The 20,560-nt window shown below is 64.2% G+C and carries 14 protein-coding genes; 12 read left to right on the plus strand and 2 right to left on the minus strand.

From position 1 onward, the window contains the following. Positions 1–182 precede the first annotated feature (182 nt). Both QRN25_RS09850 and QRN25_RS09855 read left to right on the plus strand, forming a co-directional pair. Positions 183–3,296 carry a sugar-binding domain-containing protein gene (locus QRN25_RS09850; RefSeq protein WP_285019235.1) on the plus strand — a complete coding sequence of 1,038 codons (3,114 nt, stop codon included), beginning with the start codon at positions 183–185 and terminating at the stop codon, positions 3,294–3,296. Further along, entirely contained in the window at positions 3,293–4,279 is a 987-nt protein-coding gene (locus QRN25_RS09855; RefSeq protein WP_285019237.1) for a pectinesterase family protein, read from the plus strand. The genes QRN25_RS09850 and QRN25_RS09855 overlap by 4 nt, the downstream gene beginning before the upstream one ends. A 285-nt stretch (positions 4,280–4,564) precedes the next feature. On the opposite strand, the gene lldD is transcribed toward QRN25_RS09855, so the two are convergent. Beyond that, complete coding sequence (lldD, locus tag QRN25_RS09860; RefSeq protein WP_285019240.1) at positions 4,565–5,719, minus strand: FMN-dependent L-lactate dehydrogenase LldD; 1,155 nt, start codon at positions 5,717–5,719, stop codon at positions 4,565–4,567. Positions 5,720–5,752: 33 nt separating this feature from the next. After that, positions 5,753–7,066, minus strand: a complete 1,314-nt coding sequence (fucP, locus tag QRN25_RS09865; RefSeq protein ID WP_248006235.1) for an L-fucose:H+ symporter permease — start codon at positions 7,064–7,066, stop codon at positions 5,753–5,755. Positions 7,067–7,233: 167 nt separating this feature from the next. On the opposite strand from fucP, the gene QRN25_RS09870 reads away from it, so the two are divergent. The 10 genes from QRN25_RS09870 to QRN25_RS09915 all read left to right on the plus strand — a co-directional run bounded on the left by QRN25_RS09870 (position 7,234) and on the right by QRN25_RS09915 (position 20,314). Further along, positions 7,234–8,112: an amidohydrolase family protein gene (locus tag QRN25_RS09870; protein ID WP_285019244.1), complete on the plus strand. Its 879-nt coding sequence runs from the start codon at positions 7,234–7,236 to the stop codon at positions 8,110–8,112. Further along, entirely contained in the window at positions 8,109–10,490 is a 2,382-nt protein-coding gene (locus QRN25_RS09875; protein ID WP_285019246.1) for a glycoside hydrolase family 95 protein, read from the plus strand. The genes QRN25_RS09870 and QRN25_RS09875 overlap by 4 nt, the downstream gene beginning before the upstream one ends. Before the next feature lie 10 nt (positions 10,491–10,500). Next, the gene (locus QRN25_RS09880) at positions 10,501–11,244 is read left to right on the plus strand and encodes an SDR family oxidoreductase (protein WP_285019248.1); all 744 of its coding nucleotides are present in this window, start codon (positions 10,501–10,503) and stop codon (positions 11,242–11,244) included. Next, positions 11,241–12,512, plus strand: coding sequence for an L-fuconate dehydratase (locus QRN25_RS09885; protein ID WP_211151386.1), 1,272 nt, complete (start codon positions 11,241–11,243; stop codon positions 12,510–12,512). The genes QRN25_RS09880 and QRN25_RS09885 overlap by 4 nt, the downstream gene beginning before the upstream one ends. Beyond that, the gene (locus QRN25_RS09890; RefSeq protein ID WP_285019249.1) at positions 12,512–13,288 is read left to right on the plus strand and encodes an L-fucose dehydrogenase; all 777 of its coding nucleotides are present in this window, start codon (positions 12,512–12,514) and stop codon (positions 13,286–13,288) included. The genes QRN25_RS09885 and QRN25_RS09890 overlap by 1 nt, the downstream gene beginning before the upstream one ends. Positions 13,289–13,297: 9 nt before the next feature. Next, the gene (locus tag QRN25_RS09895) at positions 13,298–14,386 is read left to right on the plus strand and encodes a pectinesterase family protein (RefSeq protein ID WP_285019250.1); all 1,089 of its coding nucleotides are present in this window, start codon (positions 13,298–13,300) and stop codon (positions 14,384–14,386) included. 391 nt (positions 14,387–14,777) lie between these two features. Beyond that, positions 14,778–15,734 carry a zinc-binding alcohol dehydrogenase family protein gene (locus tag QRN25_RS09900; protein ID WP_285019251.1) on the plus strand — a complete coding sequence of 319 codons (957 nt, stop codon included), beginning with the start codon at positions 14,778–14,780 and terminating at the stop codon, positions 15,732–15,734. Between the two features lie 13 nt (positions 15,735–15,747). Further along, positions 15,748–16,593 (plus strand): fumarylacetoacetate hydrolase family protein, encoded by an 846-nt coding sequence (locus QRN25_RS09905; RefSeq protein ID WP_285019252.1) that lies wholly within the window; start codon positions 15,748–15,750, stop codon positions 16,591–16,593. Between the two features lie 60 nt (positions 16,594–16,653). Then, the gene (locus QRN25_RS09910; RefSeq protein WP_211151391.1) at positions 16,654–19,386 is read left to right on the plus strand and encodes a TonB-dependent receptor; all 2,733 of its coding nucleotides are present in this window, start codon (positions 16,654–16,656) and stop codon (positions 19,384–19,386) included. A gap of 94 nt (positions 19,387–19,480) precedes the next feature. After that, positions 19,481–20,314, plus strand: a complete 834-nt coding sequence (locus QRN25_RS09915; RefSeq protein ID WP_285019253.1) for an IclR family transcriptional regulator — start codon at positions 19,481–19,483, stop codon at positions 20,312–20,314. Positions 20,315–20,560 lie beyond the last annotated feature (246 nt).

Raw genomic sequence — 20,560 nt, forward strand, 5'->3', positions numbered from 1 at the left:
CGTCATTGCGAGCGTAAGTATGATCAGATTTGGCGTTCTCCTGGCCAAGCCTCTTGCGCATCTCCCTGTTTGAATGATAGCGCTATCTCAAATTCGACGGTCGGGCAGAAAGCCGGCGCCGCGAACAGGGGAAGGGATGGCATGGAACAGCACCGATCCACACGCCTATCGGAGATGCGCCGGTGACCGCGCTCGATCGCCGGGGCTTCCTCGGCGTCGCGGGCGCATCCGGCGCGCTCACGGTGCTGCCTGCGACCGCCCTGGCGGTGGAAGGCGGCAATCGCCTCTCGCTGCCTGACGAGGGCTGGCGCCTGTGGCTCGACCGTGAGGCGCGGTTCGAGGACGATCGTATCCATCTGCCCTCCAAGGTCGATCTGGCCAGCCTGCCGGTCAATCCGCCGACCGGGGGCTGGGGCATTCTCGACAGCGCACCGTCGGTCGCCGTCACCCTGCCGACCACGGTGGAGGAGCATGTCTGGGGCAAGCTGGGCGAGCGGCCCTATACCGACGACGAGTACCGCTATGCCAACGACGATCCCGTGCCGCAGAACGGCGCGTATCGCGGGGTTTCGTGGTGGACGAAGGACTTCGATGCCCCCGCCTTGTTCGCGAAGCGGCGCACGCTGCTCCACATTCGCGGGGCACGGCTGCGGGCAGAGGTGTTCCTCAACGAGAAGCTGGTGGGCTACTCGATCATGGCCGAGCTGCCGATCGTCTGCGATCTGACCGAGGCGCTGCGGCCCGGCGCGCGCAACCGGCTGGCGATCCGCATCACCAATCCCGGCGGCCGCTACGACTGGCGCGATTCCACCACGATGACCTGGGGCGCGGTGAAGCTGTTCCGCTCGCACGGGTTCGGCGGGATCGACCGGGATGTGCATCTCACCAGCCACCCGCTGGATGCGCATGTGGCCGACGCCTGGGTGCTCAACACGCCCGATCCGCATGTGGTGACAGCGCACATGGAGATTGCCTGCCGCGACATCGCGCTGGCCGGAAAGGCCGGGAAGCTCGCCAAAGCCGTTCTGCTCGATGGCAAAGGCGCGAGGATTCCGGCGAAAGTGACGCTGGAGGACGCGCGCGTCGAGGGGACCACCGCGCATGTCCGCTTCCGTGTCGAGGCACGGGACGCGCGGTTGTGGGATCTCGATACGCCGGTGCTGCACACGCTGCGCCTCTCCTTCGGCAAGGACGCGGCCGAGGTGCGCTTCGGCTTCCGCTGGTTCGCGCCGGAGGGGCTGGGCAGTGACGCGATGCTGCGACTGAACGGGCGGCGCATCAAGCTCTACTCGGCGATCTCGTGGGGCTACTGGGGTTTCAACGGGCTCTGGCCGCGCCCTGACCTTGCGACCAAGGAAGTCGAGGCGGCCAAGGCGCTCGGCCTCAACTGCCTGCACTTTCACCGCAACGTCGGCAAGCGCGAGGTGCTCGACCGGCAGGACGAGATGGGCCTGCTGCGCGTGATGGAGCCGGGCGGCGGCCGCTTCGCCATCGCGGGCTACGGCAAGAACGGCGAACTCTCCGACGCCGACCGCTTTGCCCGCGACTATCAGGTGGAGAAGTGCGTGGCGATGGTGCGGGCGTTCCGCTCGCACCCCTCGCTGGTGCAGTACACGCTGCAGAACGAATTGGGCGCGGACCTCGCCAACCCCGACGTCCAGGCGGTGCTGCTGGCGATGCACCGCGCCGATCCGAGCCGCACGGTGATCCTCAACGACGGCTTCGTCCAGCGCGGCGCCTCCCAGGCGATGTACGTGCCTTATAGCGACCGTTACTACCGCTCGGACGAGGTCGAGTGGGGTGGCTGGTGGGACAACCACCAGGGCGCGGGCGACCAGTGGTACGACGCCTTCTACAAGAGCCCGGACGACTACATCCACCGCCAGACCGGCAAGCCCTTCATCGTCGAGTTCGGTGAGATGGAAGGCTGCGCCGTCGCCGACGATCACGCCGCCATGGTCGAGACGATCCGCAAGGGCGGCGGCCGCTCCTACGACCTTGCCGACCATGCGGTGATCCTCGCCAATACCGAGGCGTTCCTGGAGCGCTGGGGGTTCCGCAAGGCATTCCCCAGCGCGCAGGACCTGTTCCTGTCGGTCGGCGCCAAGAGCTACGATGCCTGGGCCAACTACATGGAGAACATCCGCATCGGCGACGAGGTGGATGTGGCGGCGATCAGCGGGTGGGAGACCACTGCGATCGAGAACCACTCCGGCATCGTCGACAACCTGCGCGGCTTCAAGGCCGATCCGGCGCTGGTGCGCGCCAGCCTGATGCCGGTGCGCCCCGTCGCCAAGCAGCGCAAGCTGGCTTACGCGGCCGGGGAGAGCGCGGTGCTCGACCTGTTCCTGTTCAACGATACCGGCAAGGCGGTGAGCGGCGAGCTGGCGCTGTCCCTGCGCGATCCGCAAGGCGCGGTGGTGGAAGTGGGGTGCTATCCTGCCGCCGCCACGGCGCCGGACCGGTTCAGCCAGCTGGTCGCACGCGAAGTCACGACGCCTGCGCTGGCACGCGAAGGGGAGTGGCAGGTGAGCCTGTCGTTCTCCGGCGCGCCTGATGGCACTTTCACCCGCAGCCTTTGGGTGACGGGGCTGCCCGCGCAGGTGGCATCCGGGCGGCGCATCGCCGTCTCCGGGATCGCGCGTAGTCTTCGGGCGCAACTTGAGGCGTTGCCCGGCCTCCGGCTGGAGGAGTTCCGGCCTGGGCAGCGGTACGATCTCGTCATCGCCTCGGGCCTCAAGGCGGATGAGATCGGCCGCCGCCAGATCGGGGAGCAGACCGGACTCGAAGCCCAGCCCGGGAAGGGCGAGAAGCCGAAACTGGTGCTCGGCGAACTGTCGTCGCAGGTGCTGGCCGCCGTGCGCTCGGGCGTGCCGCTGCTGGCGCTGGTGCCGGAGGACGGCTTGTCCGAAGGCGTTGCGCGGCAACTTGCGGACCTTGGACTGCTGGAATTCAAGGGCACCGTGGGTGATATCCGCGCGCCGTGGATGGGCAACTGGAACTACCTGCGAGCGCACCCGCTGTTCGCCGGCATCCCGGCGGACCGGGCGGCGGGGATCTTCCATCAGGTCGATGGACGCCTCTCGAACGGGCTGCTGGTGGACGGGCCGGGCGTCGAGATCGTCGCGGGCTACAGCCGCGATCACGATCGCCACAATGGTGCCGCGACGCTGGTGGCCGCGAACAAGCGGATGCGCGTGGTGGTCCACCGCATGCCGGACATGGTGGCGCCGCTGCAGCGCCGTTTCCTCGCCAATGCCATCGCATGGCTGGCGGGACAGGGGAGAACTTCGTGAACCATCGACTGATCTGCGCGGCGCTCGTCGCACCTGCCATGCTGAGCGCGCCTGCCATGGCCCGCACCGTCCACGTCGATCCGGCGAAGGCAGGCGCATTCCACACCGTCCAGTCCGCCATCGACGCGGTGGCGGTCGAGGGCGGCAAAGTGCTCATCGCGCCGGGAACCTACCGCGAGAAGCTGACCGTCAGCGCCGCCGACGTCACGCTGGCGGGCACCGGCAGGCGGCCGGACGACGTCGTCCTCGTCTACGGCGATTCCGCCATGACGGCAGGCGGCACCTTCAAGTCCGCGACCCTGAGCGTGACCGGCGCGTCCTTCACCTTGCGCAACCTGACGGTGGCCAACGACTGGTGGCTCGATCCCGCGCATGCGCCCTCGCAGGCGGTGGCGGTCTCATTGACCGGCGACGCGGCGGTGGTGTCGAACGTGCGGATGCTCGGTCATCAGGACACGCTGTTCGTCAACGACGGGCAGGGCGGGAAGGAAACCCGCGCCTACTTCGAGAAATGCTACATCGCCGGTCACGTCGACTTCGTGTTCGGCAATGCCAAGGCGTTCTTCCGCAAGTGCCAATTGCACGGCGAGGCGCACGAATCCGTCATGTACACCGCCCAGAGCCGCAACGCGCCGGACGAGGACAGCGCCTTCGTGTTCGAGGACTGCCGCCTCACCGCAGACCCTGCCGCCCGCAACGTCTCGCTGGGGCGGCCATGGCGCGATTATGCTTCAGTGATTTTCTTGGAGCCAACCATAGATGTACTGTTGGTTCCGGGCGGATTTACCGAATGGACGCCGGGCAAAACAAACAAGCTGCCGACGACTCGCTATGCTGTTTATTCGCCTCGTGGAAGGGGTGCCAAGGACTTCTCTTTGATAAAAGAAGGACAGACACTTAACTTGAACTTAATTGAGCGCTGGCGGCTCAAAGCATTCTTTAAAGGGGATATTGGATGGATTGGGGCGAGGGTGGGGAAATAAAGCAATTGAAATCCGAATTGAAATAAAATATTCGCGGATTTCACGATCTTCCCGCTTTAATCTGGTAATGAAAAATTCGCCTAGCAAAATAGTAAACACCATTTTGGAATGTGGACGTGATATAGCCCAATGATTTTTACTCACACCGTAGATTATAGATTGGCTGTTTGCGGCGAGGTCGCGACACTACTGTGAAATTAGGAGCCACAGAATTCAATGCTGACAAATCTTGTGTGTTTTGTCGATGTCGACGGGTCCGCCGGGCTTCCGTGGAATCTACCCGCACTACTTTTTCGATAGTGGCGCCAAGCAGTTGCGGTCGATCTGCTCGACGCGGGTGGTGCCGGTGAGCGCCATGGCAACGCGCATTTCGGCCTCGATCAGCTTGAGCATCTTCGTGACGCCTGCTTCTCCTCCGGCCGCGAGCGCCCAGGCCCAGGCGCGGCCCAGCAGGACGCCCTTGGCGCCCAGCGCCAGCATCCGCACCACGTCGAGGCCGGAGCGGATGCCGCCGTCGGCCAGCACGGTCAGGCGGTCTCCCACCGCATCGACGATCGGGGGCAGGGCGCGGGCGCTGGAAAGCACGCCGTCGAGCTGCCGCCCGCCGTGGTTGGAGACGACGATGCCGTCCGCGCCCAGCTCTGCGGCTTCGCGCGCGTCATCCGGGTCGAGAATGCCCTTGATGATCAGCGGCCCCTTCCATTCGGAGCGGATGAAATCGAGGTCACGCCAGTTGATCGAGGGGTCGAAATTGTTTCGCATCCAGGCGAAGAAGTCCTCGATCCCGGTCCTGCCCTGCAGCACCGGGGCCACGTTGCCGAGCGTGTGCGGGCGTCCGTTGATGCCGACGTCCCATGCCCAGCCGGGCCGGGCGGCGGCCTGCGCGAAGCGCCATAGCGCGCCCTTGATGCCGCCGGACCCGGCAAGGCCGGTGTGGTAATCGCGATAGCGGCTGCCGGGGACCGGCATGTCGACGGTGAAGACGAGGGTGGAGCAGCCGGCCTCGACCGCCTGCGCCAGCAGGTCCTTCATGAAGGCGCGGTCGCGGATCATGTAGAGCTGGAACCAGAACGGGCGGTCCGCAGCCCTGGCGACTTCGCCGATGGTGCAGGCGCCCACCGTGGAGAGCGTGAAGGGAACGCCGGCGTTCTGCGCCGCCCGCACCGCCTGCGTCTCGCCGCGCCGGGCATAGAGGCCGGCCAGCCCGATCGGCGCCAATGCAAGGGGCAGGGCCAGCTTCTGGCCGAACAGCTGCGTCGACAGGTCCAGCGCCGAGACGTCGCGCAGCACGCGCTGGCGCAGGGCGAGTTCGGCAAGGTCGGAGACGTTGCGGCGCAGCGTCGCCTCGGCATAGGAGCCGCCGTCGATGTATTCGAACAGGAAGCGCGGCAGCGTGCGGCGTGCGGCTTCGCGAAAGTCGGGGATCGAGGCGGTGATCATTACGGGGCCTTGGGTGTGTACATGTTGAGCTACCTAGTCTTTCGCGATGTTGGCGAACGCGCCGACGATTGCGAAGCAGGCGAGGGGAAGGAAGAGCGCCGCTTGCAAGTCAGTCCGCTCGCTTAATAGACCCATCAGCGGCGGGAACACCGCGCCGCCGATGATAGCCATGATGATAAGAGAGGAACCCAGCGCTGTGCCTTCGCCAAGGTCGCGGATGCCCAGCGCGAAGATAGTGGGGAACATGATCGACATGAAGAAGCTGGTGAGCGCCAGCATTGCCACTGCAGCGTTGCCGGCCAATGTCATGGCCAGCGCGACCAGGATGACATTGGCGATGGCGAAGATCGCAAGCAGGCGGGTTGGTCGAATGCGGTGCATGAGCGCGGCGCCTGCGAAGCGTCCGGTCATGAACAGCAGCAGACTGCCCGAAAGCAGGTAGGCGGCGGTCTTCTCGGGCGTTGCGGGCATGAGATGTTTCACGAAGTCGACGAAGTAGCTCCACACGCAGACCTGCGCGCCGACGTAAAAGAACTGCGCGATCACAGCGCCCACCAGTTGTCGGTTCCGCAAGGCGGCGCGCAGGGTGCCGGTCGTCTGGTCCGCACTGCGAGGGATGGCGGGCAGCCGTACCCGCGCGATGGCGATCGCCAGCATGACGACGAACACCGCGAGGGCAAGGTACGGCCCCTGGACCATGGCTGCTTCGGATGCGCGGTAAGTCTGCAGTTGCGCCTCGGACATCGTCGCGATGTCCTGCGCGCTGTGCTCGACTCCCGAAAAGATAAAGATGCCGCCGATAGTGGGAGCGACGACCGCGCCGAGACCGTTGAACGCCTGCGCTAACGTGAGGCGCTGCGACGCGCGCGACGGATCGCCGAAGCGCGCGATGAAGGGGTTCGCGGCCGTCTCCAGGAATGCGGCGCCCGATGCCAGCACGAACAGGGCGAGGAGGAACGCCCAGTAGCGATGGACCTCCGCTGCCGGATAGAACAGCAACGCACCTGCCGCGTATAGCGCCAGGCCGAGCAGCAGGCCCGCACGATAGCCGAAACGGCGCAGCATCAGCCCGGCCGGGATCGCCCAGAGAAAGTAGGCGAGATAGAACACGAACTGGATGAACCCGGCTTCGGCGCGGGACAGCGCCAGCGCTTTCTGGAATTGCCGGATCAGGATGTCGTTGAGGTTGTTCGCCAGCGCCCAGGTAAAGAACATGGCGGTGACCAGCACAAACCCGGCGCGAAAGCCCGGAGTCACGAAGTGGACCTTGCGCTCCTGCGTGTCATCGGTTTCGATTTTCCCGGTCGGCAGCCCCGTCGCCTCTGCGGGCGGCATGCTGATACCCATATGTTTCCTCTCCCGCCCCGTGCACATCCTGTCGAGATGCGCTTGCGAAGACAATGGCCGTGGCGCGCGCGGCGTCATTTCCGCCTTGCGCCAATTTCAATATAGCGCTAACTTTCACATATAGAACATACTGTCAAATACGATAGTAACGCGGGAGCGGTGGGAAAATGGAAGGATGGATCGACGCGCACCAGCATTTCTGGCGCTACGACGCGGCACAATTCGAGTGGATAGAGCAGGGCTCGATTCTGGCGCGCGATCATGATCCTGCGGACCTGCGTGTGCACCTGGACGCAGCAGGCATCGTCCATAGCATAGCGGTCCAAGCCCGGCAGACGGAGGAGGAGACGCGCTGGCTTCTCGATCTCGCAGCAGCCAGTCCGTGGATTGCTGGTGTGATCGGCTGGATCGACCTGCGCGCCGGGGACGTTGCCGCGCGTATAGAGGAATGGTCGCGCCAGGTGCGGCTAATCGGCTTTCGTCATGTCGTTCAGGATGAGCCCGATCCGCGCTTTCTTCTAGATCCGGCATTCCAGCGCGGCGTGCGCGCAGTGCTGGAGCGCGGCCTTACCTACGACCTGCTCGTCCGTGCACCTCAGCTTGAACATGTGCCGGCCTTCCTCGACGCAGTCGGGATTCGCGCGGGGACGGCGGGCGCGATCGTGGTCGACCACGGCGCCAAGCCTGCCATTGCGAAGGGCGAGTGGGAGCCATGGGCGGGGCGCATCGCCGCCGTCGCGCGTGCCTATCCAGTCTATTGCAAGCTGTCCGGCCTCGTCACCGAGGCGGACCCGGCAATCTGGCGAGAAGACGAAATCGCACCGTATATGGCGCACCTGCTCGACTGCTTTGGGCCGGAGCGACTGATCTACGGTTCGGACTGGCCGGTTTGCGGGCTCGCGGCGCCATACGCGCGCGTGCTGGCACTGGTCGAACGGCTGCTTGCCCCGCTCGGCCCGGTCGAGCGCGCGGCGATCATGGGTGGCAACGCGCGGCGTGCCTATGCGCGCATCGAAGCGCAGGCAGATGGAGAGACAGTACAGTGAACCTTGAAGATTTCGCCGTTTCCCGCCGTGAACTGGTCGCGGGCGGCTCCACTGTCGCGGCGCTGTCGTTGCTCGGCGCTCCCGGTGCCGAAGCCGCTGCGGCGGGCGTCCGAGATGCGCCCGGGGACGACATGCTCTGGTATCGCCAGCCCGCGAAGGAATGGACGGAGGCACTGCCCGTGGGCAACGGCCGCATCGGCGCGATGGTCTTCGGGGGCGTGGCTGAGGAGCGGCTGCAGCTGAACGAGGACACCCTGTGGGGCGGCGGGCCCTATCACCCCGTCAACCCCGACGCGAAAGCCGCGCTACCGCAAGTACGGAAGCTGATCTTCGAGGGTCGCTATGACGAGGCTCAGGCGATCGCCAAGGAAAAGTTGATGGCAGTGCCGGTGCGGCAGATGTCGTACCAGGTGCTTGGCAACCTGCTGCTGTCCTTCCCCGGTCTGAGCGAACCGGCCAAGGGTAGCTATCGCCGCCAGCTGGATATCGACGCCGCGCGCCACACCACCCGCTTCACCGTGGACGGGGTCGACTATGAACGCAGCGTCGTCGCTTCCCCGTCGGAGCAGGTGATCGCGGTGCAGCTGAAGGCATCGAAGCCGGGCAAGCTGGCGTTCGATCTGAAGATGGACGTGCCGCAGACGAAGCACACCGTGCGCTCGCTCCCCGGTGATGTGCTGCTGCTCGAAGGCATCAACAACACCCAGCACGGCATTGCCGGCGCGCTTAAGTTTCAGGGCCGCGTAAAGGTGATCAACGGCGGCGGCACGGTTTCCTCGACGCCCGACAGTCTGTCGATACGCGGCGGCACTGAGGCGACGATCCTGATTGCCATGGCCACCAGCTATCGCAACTATACTGACGTCAGCGGCGATCCTGAGGCGATCACGAGCGTGCAGATCGCGGCCGCCGCGCGTAAGACCTTCCGCGCCATCGCTGACAGGACGGCCGAGGATCACCGCGCGATCTATCGCCGCGTCTCGATCGACCTCGGCCGCAATGCCGAGACGGACAAGCCGACCGACGAGCGCATCGGCCAGTCCGAAAGGGCCAATGATCCGGCGCTGGCGGCGCTCTATTTCCGGTACGGGCGCTACCTGCTCATTACGTCTTCGCGGCCGGGATCGCAGCCGGCGAACCTGCAAGGCATCTGGAACGACAGCGTCAATCCGCCCTGGGGATCGAAGTATACGATCAACATCAATACCCAGATGAACTATTGGCCGGCCGAGCCGACCGCGATGCCCGAGATGACCGAGCCGCTGATCGCGTTGGTCCGCGACATTGCCGTCACCGGCGCACGCATGGCGCGCGACATGTACGGCGCGCGGGGCTGGGTGTGTCATCACAACACCGACCTGTGGCGTGCCACCGGCCCGATCGACGGCCCGCAGTTTGGCCTGTGGCCGATGGGCGGGGCGTGGCTGTGCCTGCATTTGTGGGACCGCTACGACTATGGCCGCGACGCCCAGTACCTCGCCAACGTCTATCCGATCCTGAAGGGCGCCTGCGAGTTCTTCCTCGATACGCTGGTGAAGGACCCCAAGACCGGCTGGATGGTCACCAACCCCTCGCTTTCGCCCGAGAACAACCACGGGCATGGCGAAGGATCGCTCTGCGCGGGGCCGACGATGGACATGCAGATCCTGCGCGCTCTGTTCACGGTGACAGCCCAGGCGGCGGGTGTGCTGAAAACGGACGCGGCATTCGTGGCCGAGGTAGATGCGTTGAAGGGCAAGCTGATCCCCAACCGCGTGGGCTCGCAGGGCCAACTGATGGAATGGAAGGATGATTGGGACGCGGGCGCGAAGGACCTGCATCACCGCCACGTCTCGCACCTATTCGGTCTGTTTCCCGATGCGCAGATCAACCTGGACGATACACCTGAACTCGCGGCAGCGGTGAAGAAGTCGCTGGAGATCCGCGGCGACAAGGCAACCGGCTGGGCCACGGCCTGGCGCATCAACCTGTGGGCGCGCCTGCGCGACGGCGACCATGCGCATTCCATCCTGCGCTTCCTGTTGGGGCCGGAGCGGACTTATCCGAACATGTTCGACGCGCACCCGCCGTTCCAGATCGACGGTAATTTCGGCGGCACCTCCGGCATCACGGAAATGCTGATGCAAAGCGTCGGCACCAAAATCCACCTGCTTCCGGCGCTCCCTTCGGCCTGGCCGACAGGGTCGATCCGGGGGCTGCGTGCGCGCGGGGCCTGCATGGTCGATCTTTCTTGGAAGCGCGGCGTGCTGGCGCAGGCGCGTGTCGTCTCGGCCATTGGCGGCAGTCACGAGGTCCGCTGCGGGGACGTGCGCCGCACCATCGATTTCAAGCCGGGCAAGGCGGTCGTCCTGACCGGCCTGGACCTTCGTACTGCTTAAAGGAGCCAGCATGAGACTCGCCGGAAAAAAAGCCGTGGTGACAGCCGCCGCCGCCGGGATTGGCCGCGCCATCGCCGAGCGCTTCGTCGCCGAGGGCGCGACGGTCCACGCGGTGGACCGAGATGCGCAAGGGCTCGCCACGCTCAAGGGCGTGACCCCGCATATTGCGGATCTCACCGATCCGCAGGCCGCTGCCGCGCTGGCCGGGGCGACCGGGGAGGCTGAGGTCCTGGTGAACTGCGCCGGCATCGTCTTCCCAGGCACCCTGCTCGATTGCACGGATGTTCAGTGGTCCACCTCGCTGGACCTCAACGCAACCGCGATGTTCCGGCTCATCAAGGCGTACCTGCCGGCGATGGTGGAGCGGCGCGCGGGCTCGATCGTGAACATCTCTTCGGTCGCCTCGTCGATCATCGGCGTGCGCAACCGCTTCGCCTACGGCGCCAGCAAGGCTGCCGTGATCGGGTTAACCAAATCCGTCGCGGCGGATTTCGTCTCTGACGGCGTGCGCTGCAACGCCATCTGCCCCGGCACCGTAGAAAGCCCGTCGTTGCGCGCGCGGATGCAGGCGCAGGCCGAGGCGACCGGCGAGAGTTTCGAGGCGACCCATGCCGCATTCTCCGCGCGCCAGCCGCTCGGCCGAGTTGGCCAGCCGGACGAGATCGCGGCGCTCGCGCTCTATCTCGCGTCGGATGAAAGCGCCTTCACCACCGGCACGACGGCCGTTATCGACGGGGGGTGGACGGTCGAATGACACGCATCACCGGCCTTCGCACGGCGGATATCCGCTTTCCCACCAGCCAGTCTCTGGACGGCTCGGATGCAATGAACCCCGACCCGGACTATTCCGCCGCCTATGTGATCCTCGAAACTGACGACGGGCTGGAGGGCCACGGCCTGACCTTCACGATCGGGCGCGGCAACGAGATCTGCGTCGCCGCGATCGAGGCGCTGCGCCCGCTGGTGGTCGGCCTCGACTTGGACTGGGTGCGCGCGGATCCGGGCCGCTTCTGGCGCTATATCACCGGAGACAGTCAGTTGCGCTGGATCGGCCCGGACAAGGGCGCGATGCATCTGGCGACGGGTGCCGTCGTCAACGCCGTGTGGGACCTTTGGGCCAAAGTCGAGGGCAAGCCGGTCTGGCAGCTCATTGCCGACATGAGTCCCGAGGAGATCGTGCGCTGCATCGATTTTCGCTACATCACCGACTGCATCACACCCGAGGAAGCGCTGGACCTGCTCACCGCCCGCGTCGCAGGCAAGGCTGAGCGCGTGGAGCGGCTGACCGCGTCCGGCTACCCCTGCTACACCACCTCCGCCGGATGGCTCGGCTATTCGGACGAGAAACTGCGCCGGCTGGCCACCGAGGCGGTCGAGGCGGGATTCCGCCACGTCAAGCTCAAGGTCGGCCGCGATCTGGAGGATGACATCCGCCGCCTGCGCATCGCGCGCGAGGCAGTCGGGCCGGACTGTCGTTTGATGATCGACGCCAACCAGATATGGGAGACAGGGCAGGCGATAGAATGGATCAAGGCACTCGCCTTCGCCGAGCCTTGGTTCATCGAGGAGCCGACCAGCCCCGACGACGTGGAGGCGCACCGCGCCATCCGAGAGGCGATTCACCCGATCCGCGTCGCCACCGGCGAGATGTGCCAGAACCGAGTGCTGTTCAAGCAGTTCATCATGCGCGGCGCGATCGATGTGGTGCAGATCGACAGTTGCCGCATCGGCGGGGTCAACGAGATTCTCGCGGTGTTGCTGATGGCGGCGAAGCACAGGTTGCCGGTGTGCCCCCATGCCGGCGGAGTGGGCCTGTGCGAATACGTACAGCACTTGTCGATGATCGATTACCTGTGCTTCTCTGGCACGATGGAGGACCGCGTGATCGAATTTGTCGACCATCTGCACGAGCACTTCATCGACCCCTGCGTGATCCGTGACGCGGCTTACATGCCGCCGACGCGCCCTGGTTTTTCGATCGAGATGAAGCCGCAATCCATAGCACAGTATCGGGTGGCCTGATGGACCTGGAACTCAAAGGAAAAGTCGTCGTCGTGACTGGTGGTGGCGCGGGGATCGGCGGTGCGGTGTCGCTGGGGCTTGCACGCGAAGGGGCGATTCCTGCAATCCTCGGACGCAGCGCGCTGAAGGCCGAGTTCGAGTCGGAAATCCGCGCAACTCAGCCCGCGACGATCTTCGCGCAGGTTGACGTCACAGATGACGACGCCTGCCGCGAGGCGGTAGCGCAGATTGCGACTAGGGCAGGTGGCATCCACGGGCTCGTTAACAATGCCGGGACCAACGATGGTGTCGATCTGGAGGCGGGGACTGCAGCGTTCATGGCGTCAGTCCAGTCCAATCTCGCGCATTACTACGGCATGGCGCACCACTGCCTGCCGCATCTTCGGGCCAGCAAGGGAGCAATCGTCAACATTTCCTCCAAGACGGCAGTGACGGGGCAGGGCAACACCAGCGGTTATGTCGCGTCCAAGGCGGCGCAGTTGGGGTTGACACGCGAATGGGCGGCGGCACTAGTGGGAGATGGTGTTCGTGTCAATGCAGTTTTACCTGCGGAAGTGATGACGCCGCTCTACGCGCGCTGGATCGAGAGTTTCGATGACCCTCAAGCCAAGCTGACCGAAATCAACCGGCGCATTCCGCTGGGTCGGCGGATGACGACCGACCGGGAGATTGCGGATACGGTGCTGTTCCTGCTTTCCACACGGTCGAGTCACACCACCGGGCAATGGATCTTCCCCGATGGCGGCTATACCCACCTCGACCGCCTGCTGGGCTAATTAGCGTCCATGCACATTACGCGCCGCACATTTGCGCTGGGGCTGGGCGGGGTAGCGCTGGCGCGCGTCCCGGCGCGCGCCGCCCCCCCTTTCGATGCGGTGATTGGTCCGGGCGGCACGGACGTCATGCCCCGTTTCCCCACCTTGCGCGCATTTCTCGACAGCGAACTGGGCCGGGTGAGCACGCCGGCGAACGTGCGGGTCGTGGCCGGCGAGCATTGGGGGCAGACTATTGTGGAGCGGCCGAACCTGCGCTTGTTCGGCGAAGGGCAGGAGCGAACTTTCCTGCGGGCGGGCGCTTATGCCGGGGCCATCGCGCCGGACGGCAAGCCCTATGGCACGTTCCGTAGTGCCGTGCTCAATGTGCGCGCGCCGGGCTTCCATGCGCAGGACCTCAGTATCGAGAACGCCTTCGATGCCTGGAGCGAGATGCGAAAGCCGGATGGTCTTAAGGCCGACGAGGGCGGCAGCCAGCAGGCCATTGCGCTGACGCTGGGCAATGCCGCTGATTGCGCGACTATCCTGCGATGCGGCCTCGCGAGCCATCAAGATACGCTGTTCTGCGCAGGCGGGCGCGCCCTGTTCGCCGATTGCCGTATCGCCGGCAGCTACGATTTCATCTTTGGCGGTGCGACTGCGCGTTTCGAGAATTGCACGATCGTATCGCGCCCGCGCATCGTGCCGGTGGAAGGCTATATCGCCGCTCCCAGTACCATGCTGAGCCGGCCGGCGGGCCTCGTCTTCGACCAGTGCACGCTGGTAGCAGAAGTCGGGGTGCCGGAGTGTAGCGTGTTCCTGGGACGTCCGTGGCGTGCGTCGCGGCGGACTGAAACGGGTTCCGAGCCGGACATGAACTCGGTGGGCATGGCGGCGTTCCTGCGCTGCGCCATGGGCCGCCACATCGCGCCGACAGGCTGGACCCGCATGTGGTTCGGCACGCCGCGCCAGTGGTTCGAGCCCGAGCATGCGCGCTTTCGTGAATATGCGAACAGCGGCCCCGGTGCCCTGGGCCCTCGTCGGGGGATCATGCTGACGGAGGAGGGAGCGCGGGCGTTCTCCCGTAGCGGCATGTTCGGTGACTGGACGCCGGAAATCTAAGCATACGTCGTCGCGGATTTGATCCGGTATCGCTGGCTGCGATCAATCTTCGCTTGGGCCGGGAACATCGGTTCGCGAATTCAAGCTGGTCGGCCTCAAGCGCCAGTTGCCCGCAACTGCTTGCAGGATTCTCCTTTCCGCTACTTTCCCGAGTTCGCAAGGCCGCTGACGATCTTACGTCTTCGGGAGCAGGTGCTTCACCGCGCCAGGAATCACTAATTTCTCTCAAAACGTAATTCTATATGCAAAATCAGATTGCACTGGTGATAATGTTAGCGGTATATCGTTCGTAACGCCCGCCAGGGTCGACGAAGCATGGAGAGGCTTCTTGCCAAGCATTAATAGAATCAGCTGCGTCGAGCCTGGCCGACTGATACTCGATACGTGCGCCATGCCGGTTCCGGCCGCGGGCGAAGCGCTGGTTCGCATTCGCCGTGTGGGCATCTGCGGCACCGACTATCACATCGTGCGCGGCACTCAGCCCTACCTTTCGTACCCGCGCGTACCGGGCCACGAGCTTGCCGCCGAGATCGTTTCGGCGGGCGTGGGCAGCGAGTGGCAGCCCGGGTTGCGCGTGTGCATCATGCCCTATCACTCCTGCGGCGCCTGCATCGCCTGCCGGGGCGGCAAGCCCAACTGCTGTGCGGCGATGAGCGTGCTGGGTGTTCACAAGGATGGCGGCCTCGCCGAATACCTCGCCATCGATGAGCGCTATCTGATCGATGCCGAAGGGCTTTCGCTCGACGAGATCGCGATGGTCGAATTTCTATCGATCGGCCGCCACGCGGTGCGCCGCGCGGTATTGCAGGTCGGCGAACGAGTGCTGGTGGTGGGCGCGGGCCCGATAGGTATGGCGACCGCCTTCTTCGCCGCGCGTGGTGGGGCGGATGTGACCGTGCTGGATGGCAATGAAAGCCGCGTGGCCCTCTGCGTGGATAAGCTAGGCGCGCATCACGGCGAGGCACTGGGCGCGGACACGGCGGAGCGTCTAGCGGCCCTGACCAATGGCGAATTCTTCGACTGCGTGTTCGACGCAACCGGCAATGCCCCGGCTATCGAGGCTGGCTTTGCCTATGTCGCGCATGGCGGACGCTATGTGCTGGTGTCGATCGTGACCGCCGACATCCGCTTCAGCGACCCTGAATTCCACAAGCGCGAAATGAGCCTGATCGGCAGTCGCAACGCGACGCACCAGGATTTTGCGGACGTGATCGAAGTCTTGCGCGCCCGGGCTTTTCCGCTGGGGGCTGTGGTCAGCCACACGCTGCCCTTCGCCGAGGTTCCCGCAGCGATCGGACGGCTAATGGAGCCGGATTCCGGCGTCATCAAGGCGCTGGTGGTGCTATGAAGGAGGTTAGGACGTGAAGTTGCTCAGGTTCGGCGCTGCAGGGCAGGAACGCCCTGGCGTGCTAGACGCGGAAGGCCGTATTCGCGATCTCTCCGCCCATGTCGACGATATCGCGGGCGCGGTGCTGACCGCCGAAGGTCTCGCCCGGGTGCGCGCGCTCGACATCACCAGCCTGCCGGTGGTCGAGGGGGAGGTGCGCCTTGCCGCCTGCGTCGGCCGGATCGGCAAGTTCGTGTGCATAGGCCTGAATTACCGCGACCACGCGGCCGAAAGCGGCATGGCGATCCCGGCCGAGCCGGTGGTATTCAACAAGTGGACCAGCGCAGTCTGCGGCCCCAATGACGACGTAGTGCAGCCTCGCGGTTCGGACCGGCTCGACTGGGAAGTGGAACTGGGCGTCGTGATCGGCAAGGCCGGCGCCTATATCCAGGAAGCCGACGCGCTCGATCATGTCGCGGGATACTGCGTGGTCCACGATGTCAGCGAGCGTAGTTTTCAGTTCGATCGCGGCGGCACCTGGGACAAGGGCAAGGGGTGTGACACGTTTGGACCTACCGGGCCCTGGCTCGTCACCGCCGACGAAGTGCCTGACATCGCCAACGCGCGCCTTTGGCTTGAAGTCGACGGAGAACGGCATCAGGACGGCACTACGGCGGACATGATCTTCACCGTGCCTCAGATCATCGCGCACTTGTCGAAGTTCATGAGCCTGCAGCCGGGCGACGTGATCTCCACCGGCACGCCCGCCGGCGTTGGCCTTGGCCTGAAGCCGCCACGCTATTTGCAGCCTGGCAATGAAATTCGCCTCGGCATCGAAGGGCTGGGCGAACAGCGCCAGCGCGTCGTCGCCACTACGTAACCCGAACGAAGTCGGCCGGCCCTCGCGAAAGATCGGGGGCGGCAAAGGAGAGGAAGAACAATGAGGTATCTGCATCCGACTGTATCGTTGATCGCGCTGCTATCGGTAGGCGCCGGTGCTCCCGCTTTCGCGCAGGACGCCGTGCAGCGCGGGAGCGTCTCTGTACCAAAGAATGATAGCGCTACTGAACAGGAAATCATCGTAACCGGCATTCGCCGAAGCCTGGAGGACGCTGCGAATATCAAGCGCGCCGCGCCCAACCTGGTGGAAGCGATCTCGGCGGAGGACATCGGCAAGTTTCCCGATCGCAACTTGGCGGAATCGCTCCAGCGCGTGACCGGCGTGCAGATTACCCGCAATAAGGGCGAAGGCAGCGGCGTCAGCGTGCGCGGCCTGTCAGAGAACTTCACGCGCACGCTCTACAATGGGCGCGTGCTGACATCGCCCAACGGCACGCGCGGGTTCTCGTTCACCTCGATGCCCACGGACTTCGTCAGCACCGTGGAAGTCAGCAAGACCCCCACCGCCGACATGATCGACGGCGGCCTTTCGGCAACGGTGAACGTCAAGATCAACCGTCCGGCGGATGTGGGCAAGAACATCGTCACCGTGGTGGCCGAAGGGCTTTACGAGACGAACCCGAAGAAGATGACGCCCCATGTATCGGCCTTCGTCAACCGCGTGTTCGGCGATGGCAGCTTCGGCGTGAACCTTGGCGTGAACTACGAGAAGCGCAAGGTCATTCAGGCGGGCTTCACCGGCTACGGCATCGAGCAGCGCAAAGAAAACGCCAGCGGCGGCTATGACTACAACCTTGACGGTACGCGCTCCGACACAGCCTATGGCTTCGATCATGCGACGACCTTCGTTTCCGACGAGGGCGATTTCGAGCGCAAGGCGGTGGTTGGCGGGTTGCAGTGGAAGCCTGCCGACAACGTGAACCTCTATGCCGACGGTCTCGCCACCTGGTTCACCGATGGCTTCAACCGCTTCGAGCATCAGTTGCGCTGGACCAACATCGGCGGCCCGACCGGCGCTGTCCGTGGCAGCACCGTGGGTGAGAACAACCTGCTCACCTTCCTCGATGCGGACGGGGTGGATCACCAGTCCAACAATCTCGACTGGGTGACGAAAGACCGCACGTTGAACTTCGCAGTGGGCGGCGAGGTCACCTTCGATCGCCTGACAGTCTCGGGCGAGGCGACATATGGCCGATCAGTGCGCAACGTTTCCGATCGCAATTCGTTCGCGCCGATCTCGCGCGCTTCGGCGTCCTATGACATCGGCGGTGATCTGGGCGGAGTTCCGGACATCGAATATACTCGCGGTTACGATCCGCTCGATCCCAGCACGTTCTATTTCCGCAGCTTTTCTGCCATTCGAGGCCAGAAGACGACCGAGACAAACAAGAGCGGCCGCCTCGACCTCAAGTACGATTTCGACGGTGGATTCATCCGTTCGGTCAAGGTGGGCGGCTACTATGGCGAGGACGAGATCGAGTTCGGGGCCCGTCCGCGCTATTTCGTTAGCCCGCAGGTGCTTTCGGAGATCTACGGCACACCGTACCTTCCCGGTGTGGAGGGCGGTGCGATTTCGGCTGCGGACCTGCTCAAGGTCGTCGATTATTCACGCTTCATTGGCGATGGCCTTGGCGTCTTCCTGGTGCCCGACTATTCGAAGCTTTTCGCCAACGTCAGTCTTGATGATGTGCTGGCCAAAGGTACGCTCACCATTGATCGCACCAATCAGTTCACGGTGGGCGAGAAGGTGCTGGCCGGCTATGCCCGTGCCGATTTCGCAACCGCCGATGATCGCCTCTCGGGCAATATCGGCCTGCGTTACGTACGCACACGGGTGACTTCGGACGGCTTCGGCGCAGATATTGCCAACGCCGAACTCCAGAACGACAGCATCACTCTGATCGTGCCGAGCAGCGGCCCGATCGCATTTAAGAACGCGTATTCGAACTGGCTGCCCAGCTTTAACCTGCGCTTCAGTGCGACCGAAAACCTGATCGTACGCGTGGGCCTCGCCCGGGCGATGACCCGGCCCGATCTCAACCGTCTCTCGCCCTCGGTGGCGATCAACGCCAACGTGCGCACGATCACCACGCAGAACCCGTTTCTCAAGCCTTATCTTGCCGATCAGGCCGACCTCTCGCTCGAATACTACTTCGGCAAGACAGGCCTGCTCTCGGCTGCGGTATTCTATAAGGACGTCAAGAACTTCATCGTTGACACCACATCGGTGGAGACGCGTACGATCAAGTCCACGCTGACGGGCACCGTGACAATGGACTTCCGCACCTTCCGTCCGGACAACGGCGAGGGCGGCAAGATCAAGGGGGTTGAGCTCAACGCCCAGGTGCCGCTAGACATGCTGCCTTCGCCTTTTGACGGTCTGGGCGTCACTTCGAACCTCACGCTGCTCGACGTCAGCGACGTGGCGACAACCGCCGGCGGACCGAAAGTGCCGATCCCGGGGGTGTCCAAGCGCAGCTACAACCTCGGCGCATACTATGAGAAGGCGGGCTTCGGCGTCCGAGCCAATTATTCGTATCGCAGCGCGGCAGTAAACAGTGTGGCGGGGACGTTCGGCGACGGCGATCGTCAGAAGCCCTACGGGCAACTCGACATCTCTGCGAACTACGATGTTACCGAGTTCCTGTCGCTCACCTTCAACGCCAGCAACGTCACCGGCGCCACGCTCAAGCGTGAGACGCTGCAGGGTGTGCTGCTCAGCGAGTACGATTTCGGTCGACGCTTTACCGCAGGTGCTCGCATCAAATTCTGATCCGGCTACTCCCCCTGTCGGCCGCAGCCGCACCCTCGCTGCGGCCGATCGTTTTATTCTCCTGGGGTGAAGACGTGTATGTTCTTCAAGCGAGTTGCGCGCGCCTGTACGCTCCATTATCCGCACTGACATGGCCCAGAAAGACGACGACGACAGCACCTCCGGCAGCAAGCGGGCCTATTCTGCGCCTGCGCTGGAGAAGGGCATCCAAATACTGGAACTTTTCGCTGCGGAGCCGCGCGGCCTGACGATCAGCGAGATCGCGCAGAAGCTGGGCCGCTCGATCAGCGAGGTGTTCCGTATCATCATCGTGATGGAGCGGCTCGGCTGGCTGGCCAAGGATCCGGTGAACGATCGCTACACCGTGACGTACCGCGTGCTTGACGTGGCGTTCCGCGCTACGCCCGCGCAGACGCTCAGCAACGTCGCGGCTCCGGTAATGTACGAACTGTCGAGTGCCACTAATCAGTCGTGTCATCTCGTCGTCGAAACCGGCGGGCGTGCCACGGTGATCCACCGACAGGAGAACATGGGCCCCGTAGGTTTCGGCATTCGCCTGGGCACCGTGGTCGATCTGGTGACCAGTTGCTCTGGCCACGTGCTGCTTGCCTTCGCTGCGCAGGATCGACGGGCTAAGGTTATTTGCAGCCTGGGTATCGCGCTCGATTTTCAGACGCGGCTGGAGCAGCGCTTGGATGCGGTGCGACTGCAAGGGTACGAGATGCAACCTAGCGCCCGCACTGCCGGAGTGACCGACATCAGCTTTCCGGTGTTCGGCTTCGATGGTCATGTCTGCGCAGCGCTGACGATTCCATTCCTCGTCACGATCGACGGATCGCAAAAGACTGGCTTGGAGGAAACGCGCGAAGTCCTTGGCCGGGCGGCGCTCGACATTTCCGCTGGGTTGGGCTGGTCACAATATAAGTAAATTTGTTGCTACCAAAGGGCTTCAGCGGTGAAAGTTGGAAATATGGCACACTGGACCAGCGTTTTGTCACCTTTACCGCTCGGTTACAGAGTTTACAGGGTGCGGAGCGCCCTTCCGATCATGAGTCTTCTTTAAAAGCAGGCTATCCACGACATTCCACTCTTATGTTCGTTTTCAAGAGCCTTCGGCAGGATGATGTCCTTTCCGCCCGAGATGACGAAATCCAATTTGTGAAGCTCATGTGCA

The sequence above is a fragment of the Novosphingobium sp. fls2-241-R2A-195 genome (assembly GCF_030209485.1).
In the GTDB taxonomy this organism is placed as follows: Bacteria; Pseudomonadota; Alphaproteobacteria; order Sphingomonadales; family Sphingomonadaceae; genus Novosphingobium; species Novosphingobium resinovorum.

What these genes read in the sequence shown, in the direction of transcription:
- lldD (WP_285019240.1), bottom strand. Translation starts at nt 5,719, where the DNA reads ATGATCACCGCCTCGATCCCCGACTTTCGCGAAGCCGCACGCCGCACG.
- fucP (WP_248006235.1), bottom strand. Translation starts at nt 7,066, where the DNA reads ATGGGTATCAGCATGCCGCCCGCAGAGGCGACGGGGCTGCCGACCGGG.
- QRN25_RS09910 (WP_211151391.1), top strand. Translation starts at nt 16,654, where the DNA reads ATGAGGTATCTGCATCCGACTGTATCGTTGATCGCGCTGCTATCGGTA.
- QRN25_RS09885 (WP_211151386.1), top strand. Translation starts at nt 11,241, where the DNA reads ATGACACGCATCACCGGCCTTCGCACGGCGGATATCCGCTTTCCCACC.
- QRN25_RS09900 (WP_285019251.1), top strand. Translation starts at nt 14,778, where the DNA reads ATGCCGGTTCCGGCCGCGGGCGAAGCGCTGGTTCGCATTCGCCGTGTG.
- QRN25_RS09895 (WP_285019250.1), top strand. Translation starts at nt 13,298, where the DNA reads ATGCACATTACGCGCCGCACATTTGCGCTGGGGCTGGGCGGGGTAGCG.
- QRN25_RS09890 (WP_285019249.1), top strand. Translation starts at nt 12,512, where the DNA reads ATGGACCTGGAACTCAAAGGAAAAGTCGTCGTCGTGACTGGTGGTGGC.
- QRN25_RS09880 (WP_285019248.1), top strand. Translation starts at nt 10,501, where the DNA reads ATGAGACTCGCCGGAAAAAAAGCCGTGGTGACAGCCGCCGCCGCCGGG.
- QRN25_RS09870 (WP_285019244.1), top strand. Translation starts at nt 7,234, where the DNA reads ATGGAAGGATGGATCGACGCGCACCAGCATTTCTGGCGCTACGACGCG.